This is a genomic window from Aeromonas sp. HMWF014 (assembly GCF_963878295.1).
In the GTDB taxonomy this organism is placed as follows: Bacteria; Pseudomonadota; Gammaproteobacteria; order Enterobacterales; family Aeromonadaceae; genus Aeromonas; species Aeromonas popoffii.
Genome location: NZ_CAWNYS010000073.1, coordinates 1 through 7,552, shown reverse-complemented (window position 1 = coordinate 7,552; position 7,552 = coordinate 1). Strand labels below are relative to the sequence as shown.

The window sequence follows — 7,552 nt, the reverse complement described above, 5'->3', positions numbered from 1 at the left end:
AAAAAAACCAATAAAAACAATGCCAGTCAGGCTTAACTGACTGGCATTAGCCTTATGGCGCTCTTTTGCTATCCAGGCTACCGAATCTTCTTACACCACCATGGGCAGACCGGTTTCTGGATGGTGGAGTACCCGAACCGGGTAGTCGTGCTACCGGGAGGGAGATGAGCCTTGCGTCACACCACCATGGGCAGACCGGTTTCTGGATGGTGGATCACCTGGGCCGGGTAGTCATACAGGCGATCGATCAGGGCCGGGGTCAGCACCTCGGCCGGGCTGCCGTCGGCCATCAGCCTGCCCTGCTCCAGCATCACCAGCCGGTCGGCGTAACGCGCCGCCAGGTTGAGATCGTGCAGCACCACCAGCACGGCGGTGTTGCGCGCGGCCAGGGCGCGGGCCATGGTGAGCAGTTGGTGCTGGTACTTGAGGTCGAGCGCAGAGGTGGGTTCGTCCAGCAGCAGCAGGCGCGGCTGCTGGGGCTCGTCCGGTGCCTGCCAGATCTGGGCCAGTACCCGGGCGAACTGCACCCGCTGCCGCTCCCCCCCGGAGAGGCCGGGATAGAGACGGCCGGCCAGGTGTTCAACCCCGGCATGGGTCATGGCGGCCCGCACTATCTCGTCGCGCCTGCTGGCGGGTTCGCTGTGGGGCAGGCGCCCCATGGCCACCACCTCTTCGCACAGAAACGGAAAGTTGAGGGACGAGCTCTGCGGTAGCACGCCGACGCGGTGGGCCAGCGCTATGCCCGGCCAGGCTTGCCGTTCCCGGCCAAACAGGCTTATCTCCCCCTCGTGTTCCAGCTCGCCGGTCAGGCACTTGAGCAGCGAGCTCTTGCCTGCGCCGTTCGGTCCCAGCAGGGCGGTGAGCGTGCCGGCCTGCAGGCTGAGGTCGAGCCTGTCCAGGATGGGGCGGCCAGCGCGGGTGAGGCTGAGCTGGTGACAGCGCAGCAGGGGCGTTGATGCAGGCAAGATAGACCTCCGGTTAAAGCGTCCGGCGGCCCTTGAGCAGCAGCCAGATGAAGAAGGGGGCGCCCAGCAGGGCTGTGATGATGCCCACCGGCAGCTCGGCCGGTGCCAGCAGGGTGCGGGCCAGCATGTCGGCGCCCAGCAGCAGGGCGGCGCCGAGCAGGGCAGAGAGTGGCAGCAACCTGGCATGGTTGGGGCCGGCCAGCAGCCGCACCAGATGGGGCACCACCAGACCGACGAAGCCGATCATGCCCGCCACGGCGACGGCCACGCCAACCCCGGCGGCGGTGAGCAGGATCAGGCGCCGCTTGAGGGATTGCACATTGACCCCCAGATGACGGGCCTCCCCTTCCCCCAGCAACAGAGCGTTGAGGGGATTGGCATCGCGCATGAACAACAGTAGCAAGGTGACCAGGGTGGCCAGTGCCAGCGCCACGTCCACCGGTTTGCCCGCCGCCAGAGTGCCCATCTGCCACAGACTCAGGTTGCGCAGCATCTGGTCGTCGGCCAGGTAGGTGAGCAGGCCTATCACGGCGCCGGACAGTGCCGTGATGGCCACCCCCGCCAGCAGCATGACGGTGACGGAGGTGCCCCCTTCCCGGGTGCCCAGCAGATATACCAGCGTGGTGGTGAGCGCGCCGCCAAGGAAGGCGAGCAGAGGCAGCAAGCCTATGCCGAGCAGGCTCTGCCACTGCTGGCCGAGAGGGGCCAGCAGCACTATGGCCAGTGCAGCGCCGAGGGCCGCCCCGCCGGAGACGCCTATGATGCCGGGGTCGGCCAGCGGATTACGAAACAGCCCCTGCATGACAGCGCCACAGAGGCCGAGTACCCCCCCCACGGCGATGCAGAGCAGGGTACGTGGCAGGCGGATCTCCTGCACTATCAGTAGCTTGTGGGCTTCAATGCCGCTCTCCTGCCCGGCGAACAGAGCACGCAGGCTCTCGCCGAGGGAGAGGGTCATGGGGCCGGTCGCCAGCGACCCGACCAGCAGCAGCGCCAACGCGCCGCCGGTGAGCGCGACCAGCCAGGGCAGTGGCAGGCGTCTCATGAAGCCAGCTTAATCCACTTGGCTATCTGGTTCGCCTGCTGCAGCGAGGTGAGGCTGAGGCCTCCTTGCAGGGCGTGGCCGTCGATGGCGTGGATGGCGCGGTTTTTACCCGCCGGGGTCGCTTCGAGCGCGGGTACCTGACTCAGCACGGTTTGTGGATCCTGATACAGCTGCCAGTCGCGACCGCTCACCAGTACCAGATCTGGCTGCAGCTCGATCAGGGATTCGGCAGAGACAGGCTTGTAGTCGCTCAACTGGGCCACCGGATTGACGCCGCCCGCCAGGGTGAGCAGGGCGCTGGCGGTGGTATTGCCACCGGCTATGCTGGTGGGCTGCCCCTTGTGCAGCAGCAGGAAGGCGACCTTGAGCGGCTTGGTCTGCTTCGCCTGCGTCGCCAGCTGCGCGGTCTGGGCCTGGATCTCGGCTTTTAATCGCGTGCCAGCGGCCGGATCGTTGAGCAGGTCGGCCAGGGTGTCGATGCGCTGGTTGAGGTTGGCGAGGGTCGGTGCCGTCGGCAGCATGTTGACCTCGACCCCGGCGCGGCGCAGCTGCTCCAGCACCGGGGCAGGCCCCATCTCGTCGCTGCCGATCAGCCGGGTCGGCGCCAGGCTGAGGATCCCCTCGGCGGCGAGGGCGCGGTGATAACCGACCCGGGGCAGATTTTTCGGTTCCGTGCTGCTGATGTCGGTGGCGATCAGGCTGGGTGCACCGCCCAGAGCCAGAATGAGCTCTGTGGTGGCCGGGCCTATGCTGACGATACGTTCCTGTGCGGCAGCTGACAGGGACAGTGCTGAACAGCCGATCAGGCTGAGTACGAGGGCAAAACAACGGCCCATGCTAACCTCCGAAGGGTGAATGAAGTTGGGTTGCCGCCGAGAATATCAAGCCGGTGAAAAAAAAGCACTGAGAATGAAAGCAATTATCAATTGCATTGGAACGGGTGCTTTATTAGAGTATTCGCCATGACAGGAGAGGGATGCAGCGCGCATCCCAAGGGAGAACCTATGAGCATTGCACAACGCATTCATGAGCTGCTGGCGCAAGACCCCAGCGCCCATCCTTCCACCATTGCCAGCCAGCTGGCGGTCAGCGAGTGGGAGGTGGTACGCCACCTGCCGGCCGAGCTGGTGACCCTGGTGCCTGGCGAGCGGGCTGAAGCCCTGCTGGCAGATCTGGCAGATTGGGGTCAGGTGACCACCATCGTCGAATCCGATGGTTCCATCTTCGAGGTGAAGGCGCCGTTTCCCAAGGGCAAGAGTGCGCGTGGCTATTACAACCTGATGGGGCGTGACGGCGAGATGCATGGCCACCTCAAGCTCGACAACGTGGCTGGCATGGCGCTGGTCAGCAAGCTGTTCATGGGCAAGGAGGGGCACTCCTTCCAGTTTTTCGGTCACAGCGGCCGCTGTATTTTCAAGGTCTATCTGGGACGTGACGAGCAGCGCAAGCTGCTGCCCGCCCAGGTGGAACGCTTCATGGCCTTGCGCCACCAGTATCAAGAGGAAGTGAAAGCATGAGTGAACGTCAGGAGCGTCTGCAGAATCGCCTGCAACCGGAGATCCGCGAGTTTCGCGACGGTTGCCGCACCCTGCAGTTGGCAACGGTGGACAGTGAAGGCAACCCCAATGCCAGCTATGCCCCCTTCGTGCTGCAGGAGGATGGCTATTATGTGCTCATCTCCGAGATTGCCCGCCACGCCCGCAACCTGCAACAGGTGCCCAAGGTGTCGCTGATGCTGATCGAGGATGAGACCGGTGCCCGCGAGCTGTTTGCCCGCAAGCGGCTTACCTTCGATGCGCTGGCCGAAGTGGTGACTCGCGACGACGTGCGCTGGGGCCAGGCGATTGCTGCATTGGAAGGGCGCTTCGGCGACATCGTCAAGGGGCTCTCCAACCTCAAGGATTTCGTGCTGTTCCGGCTCAAGCCCGAGCAGGGGCTGTTCGTCAAGGGCTTCGGTCAGGCGTTTCGCGTCTCAGGTGACGAGCTGGTGGACTTCGTCCATCTGGTGGAAGGGCACAAGCGGGTCGACAACGGTGTTGAGCTGACCAGCCCGGCCGATGCGCCAGTCTGATGGCGGCCATATCGCATAAAAAAACGGGCAGCTTGGGCTGCCCGTTTTTTATTGCGTGTCACGCCTGAGCGCAAGCTAGTCCTGCCAGGAGGCCTTGTTGGGGAAGGCATCCCGATCGGCCTGATTGGCCGTCTCGTTGCATTCGCCCCGGATCTTCCAGGAGGTTTGGCTGAGAACGATATAGCCATCGCGGCAATACTTCTGCTCGGCCAGGGTCTGGGTCAACTGTGCATCCTGTAGGGCATCACGCCGTTCCAGCAGACTCTTGCTGCGGCTGATACGACTGCCGTCGTTCTCTTGCAGCCGGGTGGGCAGGGTGTCGAGCGGCGCAGCTTCGAAGGTGAAGCGCTTGCTCCCCTCTTCGTTGATATGAGTTCGAAACAGGGGGGCCGGGCCATCCGGCTGTAGCCCCGGCAAACCGGAGCAGGCAGTGATTACCGGTAACAACAGCATGAATGCAACGGCAGACAGTAGACGCACACAAGACTCCAATCAGGTGATCACTTCAAGAGAGGCAGATTAACACGCCAGCTCGGGCTGGATGGCCTCAAGCAGCTGATCCGTGCTGAGCAGGGTCACGACTCTGCCTTTTGGCAGGCTCAGATGCTGCCACATCCAGTGGTGGTGTTCGATGATCTTCTCCGCGCTCAGGTGAGGGCGATCCGCCGTGGTGTGGGCATCCGTCACCGCAAACACGTCGAACCCATGGGCTGCGGCGCTGCGCAGCGTGGTGTCGACGCAAAAATCGGTGGCACAGCCGCTGATCAGCAGCCTGTCCACCGCCTGCTCCGCCAGCAGGAAGCCGAGCTCGGTATCGAGGAAGCTGTCGCAGGCGGTCTTGCGCACCCGGCTGTCGCCGCGGCCCGGGGTGAGATCGGCGTGAAGCTGCCAGCCTGCACTGCCGGGTTCCAGTTCAGAACCCGGTGCGTCATGTTGCACATAGATGACACGCCCCTGGTTGGCCCGCACGCTGTCTGCCAAGCGATTAATGTTGGCGATGACCTGCGCGTCCTGATGGCGGGGGTCAGTAAACAACCCCTGTTGCATGTCGATGACCAGTAACACATCCATATGAAATCCTTAGGCAATTTTCAGGGTTGCAGCCACTGGCTGCAGTCACGGCTTCGGGATTGATGCAGTGCGATCATATCTTGCTTCATTTCATCGGCATTTAGCCAGCGTTCTGGCAGGGGGCTGATCCGTACCCGGATGTCGGTGGTCCGCCCGGAGGTGGCGTGCGCATCGCGCTGCGCTTCTGTCTCTGGCACGACCAGCGCCACTTTGAGCGCCGGGTTGCGGCTGGCGATGCGGCTGGCGAGCCCCAGCCCCCCCTCGACGTGGAAGTTGCCGGCGATGTGCATGATACGTTGGCCCGGGTGGCTGCGCAGGTAGTCCACCATGCTCTCGGCCATGGTGTCGTCCCAGCTGGTCTGAGCGGCGAAGCGGCGGGCATTGTCGTCGGCATCACCATGGTGGAGCGAGGCCATGAATTTCTGGCGGTAAGGATCGTCGGTCAGCGTGAGTTCGCGGGCGAGCTGGCTGCGGCGATGGGCGGGGAGCTTGTCCAGCCAGGCGGGCCCTTCCTAGCCGACACAGCTCACCAGCGGTTTGGGGGCGTTGGCGGCAATGACGGGCAGGTGCTGCTGTCTGGCGAACTCCACCAGCGGACGATAGTCGCTCTGGTAGTTGGGCCAGGCGTTGCCATCGCGAATGAGGGCGGCTTCACCTATGCGTCCGGCGAGGTAGGCGTCCAGCACCGGCTGATCGGCGCGGCTGAACTGCTCCATGGAGAGTGCCAGACCGCGGCCATCGGCCCGGGAGGTATTCGCCAACCCCGCCAACAGGCGGGCCTGCAGTAGGTGCACGGCCGAGTGGGTGTGCAGCTCGCCCACCAGCACTATATCGGCGTCCGCCACCCGCTCCACCGCCTGGGTCAGCGTCAGTTCACCTTGGTTGGCATCGGGCTGGCCCGCGCTGAGCCGATAGTGGTAGAGGGTGCCGGCATCGTCATCGGGCACTGTCGTGCAGGCGGCCAGTAGCAGGGGAAGGGTGAGCAGGAACAGTAATCGAGTCATGGTATCTCACAACGAAGCAGGGCCAGAGTCATAACAATGGCTGCATGGCGAGTCGGAAAACAGAGGGGAATAGTGTAGAACCTAATGACGACAAAAGAAAATGAGAATGATTCCCTTTACTGTTGATATTTGTTGCGAGCTGAGTAATATGCCTGCTGTTTGATAACAGTTCTCAATAAGGATTCGCAGTGGCCCATAACAACACCCTATCGCTGGTTGCCCTTGCTGTGGCGGCCGGTCTCGCTTCCCCGGTCTTCGCGACGAACAAGCAAGCAGATGAAGTCATGGTCGTCAGTGGCTCACGGATGGAGCAACGACTGGAGGATGTCTCCGGCCCCATCTCGGTGATCACGGCTGAACAGATTGAAGAGCAGGTGGTGAGCAACGTCGCCGACCTGTTCCGTTACGAGCCGGGCGTCACTGTCCTTGGCGGCGCCGGCGATGCCCAGACCTTCATCATCCGCGGCATGGGTGAGAACCGGGTCAAGATAGTGCGTGACGGCGTACGCCAGAACGATGCCTACAAGAACGGTGGGGTGGGCCAGAGCTATTTCGACACCGACATGATCAAGCAGATTGAGGTGGCCAAGGGACCCGCCTCTGCGGCTTATGGATCCGATGCGCTGGGGGGCGTCATCGTCATCACCACCAAGGACGCAGGCGACTTCTTGAAGGGGCGCGACAGCTATCTGGACGCCACCACCGGCTATGCCTCCAGCAGCCACCAGAACATGGCCGGTTTCACCGGTGCCCTGCGTAGCGGTGAGTTCGAGAACTTGCTGCGTTACACCTGGCGTGACGGTGGTGTGACCCAGAACTACGACAGTGACAAGAGTGAGTTCGACATCGTCAGCCAGGCCGTGCTGTTCAAGAGCCAGTGGCACTTGAGCGAAGATCAGTTCCTCAAGCTGACCGTCGACTACTTCAGCGAAGGGCAGGATCCGGATGCCGTTGATCTCACCAAGGTTGCCTCCGTCTTCAATCAGCCGATCACCGACAAGGACACGGACAACCTCTCCCTGGTGCTGGATCACGGCATCACCCTGAACGCGCCCTGGGTCGATCGCATCGACAGCAAGCTCTACTACGCCCGTACCAAGCAGACCCTGGATCAGTACGCCTCCTCCAAGTACCCGGTCAAGCCGACCAACCCTTATGTGACCAAGAACTCGCTGGAGAGCAACGGTTTCGAGCAGAAGAGCCTGGGCGCCCAGGTCAAGTTCAGCAAAGCGCTGGCCAGCCAGCGTCTGGCCTGGGGTCTGGAGTATGAGCACACCGACAACGAGCGGACCCGCTTCAAGGCGCCGACCGTGCCGGGGGATTTCATCGGCTACAGCGAGCTGAGCTTCCCCCCTACCACCAGCGAGCACAGCGCCCTGTGGGCCTTCGACGAGAT

Annotated in this window: 8 protein-coding genes and 1 pseudogene; 3 read left to right on the top strand and 6 right to left on the bottom strand. The window is 63.0% G+C overall.

What is annotated here, in order from left to right; genetic code table 11:
* Positions 1-176: 176 nt before the first annotated feature.
* From AAC083_RS02830 to AAC083_RS02820, 3 genes are read right to left on the bottom strand one after another with little or no spacing between them, the layout of a single operon-like run.
* Positions 177-965 (bottom strand): heme ABC transporter ATP-binding protein, encoded by a 789-nt coding sequence (locus tag AAC083_RS02830; RefSeq protein ID WP_108535765.1) that lies wholly within the window; start codon positions 963-965, stop codon positions 177-179.
* 13 nt (positions 966-978) lie between these two features.
* Positions 979-2,010, bottom strand: a complete 1,032-nt coding sequence (locus tag AAC083_RS02825) for a FecCD family ABC transporter permease (RefSeq protein WP_108535764.1) — start codon at positions 2,008-2,010, stop codon at positions 979-981.
* Complete coding sequence (locus tag AAC083_RS02820) at positions 2,007-2,846, bottom strand: heme/hemin ABC transporter substrate-binding protein (RefSeq protein WP_108535763.1); 840 nt, start codon at positions 2,844-2,846, stop codon at positions 2,007-2,009. Before AAC083_RS02820 ends, AAC083_RS02825 begins: the two co-directional genes overlap by 4 nt.
* 168 nt (positions 2,847-3,014) lie before the next feature.
* Between AAC083_RS02820 and hutX the strand changes: the two genes are divergently transcribed.
* The gene (gene hutX, locus AAC083_RS02815; RefSeq protein ID WP_042035068.1) at positions 3,015-3,527 is read left to right on the top strand and encodes a heme utilization cystosolic carrier protein HutX; all 513 of its coding nucleotides are present in this window, start codon (positions 3,015-3,017) and stop codon (positions 3,525-3,527) included.
* Positions 3,524-4,081 (top strand): heme utilization protein HutZ, encoded by a 558-nt coding sequence (gene hutZ / locus AAC083_RS02810; protein WP_108535762.1) that lies wholly within the window; start codon positions 3,524-3,526, stop codon positions 4,079-4,081. The genes hutX and hutZ overlap by 4 nt, the downstream gene beginning before the upstream one ends.
* A gap of 75 nt (positions 4,082-4,156) precedes the next feature.
* On the opposite strand, the gene AAC083_RS02805 is transcribed toward hutZ, so the two are convergent.
* The 3 genes and pseudogenes from AAC083_RS02805 to AAC083_RS02795 all read right to left on the bottom strand — a co-directional run bounded on the left by AAC083_RS02805 (position 4,157) and on the right by AAC083_RS02795 (position 6,156).
* Positions 4,157-4,561 carry a hypothetical protein gene (locus AAC083_RS02805; protein ID WP_108535761.1) on the bottom strand — a complete coding sequence of 135 codons (405 nt, stop codon included), beginning with the start codon at positions 4,559-4,561 and terminating at the stop codon, positions 4,157-4,159.
* 39 nt (positions 4,562-4,600) lie between these two features.
* Entirely contained in the window at positions 4,601-5,152 is a 552-nt protein-coding gene (locus AAC083_RS02800; RefSeq protein WP_042035063.1) for a cysteine hydrolase family protein, read from the bottom strand.
* A gap of 20 nt (positions 5,153-5,172) precedes the next feature.
* A pseudogene (locus tag AAC083_RS02795) lies at positions 5,173-6,156 on the bottom strand (ChaN family lipoprotein).
* 188 nt (positions 6,157-6,344) lie between these two features.
* On the opposite strand from AAC083_RS02795, the gene AAC083_RS02790 reads away from it, so the two are divergent.
* The coding region (locus AAC083_RS02790; RefSeq protein WP_181364622.1) for a TonB-dependent receptor plug domain-containing protein at positions 6,345-7,552 on the top strand (1,208 nt) is incomplete at its 3' end.